2 protein-coding genes are annotated in these 1,571 nt (G+C 33.3%); both read left to right on the forward strand.

Annotated elements, in window-relative coordinates; genetic code table 11:
• Positions 1-193 precede the first annotated feature (193 nt).
• The gene (locus tag AB3X49_RS22700) at positions 194-964 is read left to right on the forward strand and encodes a DeoR/GlpR family DNA-binding transcription regulator (RefSeq protein WP_367964893.1); all 771 of its coding nucleotides are present in this window, start codon (positions 194-196) and stop codon (positions 962-964) included.
• 12 nt (positions 965-976) lie between these two features.
• The coding region (locus AB3X49_RS22705; RefSeq protein WP_367964895.1) for a GNAT family N-acetyltransferase at positions 977-1,571 on the forward strand (595 nt) is incomplete at its 3' end.

Below are 1,571 nucleotides of genomic sequence, written 5' to 3' on the forward strand. Positions count from 1 at the left end.
AGGTAAATGGAAGTATGTTTGTGGAATATGCAAATATACATTTATTTCGTTTTCAAGTTAATGGGATAGAAAGAGGGAGAAAACTGTATAAAACGGAATGAATAAGAATTGAAAATATTGTACAAGGGAAGAGGCATGCATATAATTAAAATAAAGATTAAATTTCTGAATCTTCAATAATGGTGGTGATAACATGTTCACTGAAGAGCGTAGAGAGAAAATTTTAGAGTTACTTAAGAAAGATGGAAGAGTAATCGCAAAGGATCTTGCGGAAAGTTTTGATATGTCTATTGATTCTATAAGAAGAGATTTGTCTATTATGGAGAAGGATGGTTTATTAAAAAGAACGCACGGAGGTGCAGTTGAACTTACGCGAGTGAGAAACTTAGCTGCCGAACCATCGAAACGTTATCGTGATAGTTCAATAGATGAAGATGCGATTGCGAAAGTTGCTGTATCCTACATACAAGAAGGAGATTCCGTTTTTATTGGCGGGGCTTCCATTCATTATGCCATGTTAAAGTATTTACCTGAAACATCATTTACAGTTATTACGAATGCTTTAGAAATTGCTAGTAAGTTACGGGAATATAAGAACATTGATACGTACTTAATTGGTGGAAAAGTGAAACCATCAGGAAATATGACAGATACACTGGCCTCTGAATTGATAAGTAGATTCTCTATTGATCTTTATTTCTCTACAGGTGGCGGTATTTCATTGATTGGTATAAGTACTGCGACACCGGAAGTTGCTTATTTTGGAAAAACAGTAAGTAAAATTGCTAGAAGAAATATTTGTTTAGCTCCTCATAATAAACTTGGAATAGACTGCTTTATAAAAGGAGAGTCACTAATAGAAATTGACCTTATTATAACAGATGAAGGGGCTAGTAAAGAAACGATTCAACAATTTGAGAAACAAGGTAAAGAAATTGTAATAGCGTCAATAGACCTCATTTAAAAGGAGTTTGAAATGATTATAAAAGGACAAGAGTTTCATATAAATGGATTAACTTATACAGTTCGTTCTGCAGTTCAAACGGATGCTGGGCAGTTATCGGAAATTAGAGTTCAGATCGATGGCGAAACTGAAAATATGGATAGAGAAGCTGGAGAGGGATTTATAGATAAGATAAGTTTTCAAAAAATAATAAAATCAGATAGTGAAGAGATGAAAAATCTCTTTTTAGTTGCAGAAGTGCACAATCAAATCGTTGGATTTTCAAGATGCGAAGGATCAAAGTTGAAGAGATTAGCCCATAAAGTAGAATTTGGTGTTTGTATTTTAAGAGAGTTTTGGGGATATGGAATGGGTAAGAGTCTATTGCAACAATCTATTCAGTGGGCTGATGAAAATGAAGTGAAAAAGATATCATTGCAAGTGTTAGAGAAAAATGAAAAAGCCATCCAACTTTATAAAAAATTAGGTTTGGAGGTAGAAGGTATTCTAAAAAATGATAAAAAACTGTCGGATGGTAAGTATTATAATACGGTAGTAATGGGAAGGTTTACTGATACTTTTCATAAAAGAGGTGAAGAAGTATGTTTTACAGAAGGAAATACTATGT

The organism is Bacillus sp. C30 (genome assembly GCF_040838255.1).
Lineage (GTDB): Bacteria > Bacillota > Bacilli > Bacillales > Bacillaceae_G > Bacillus_A > Bacillus_A mycoides.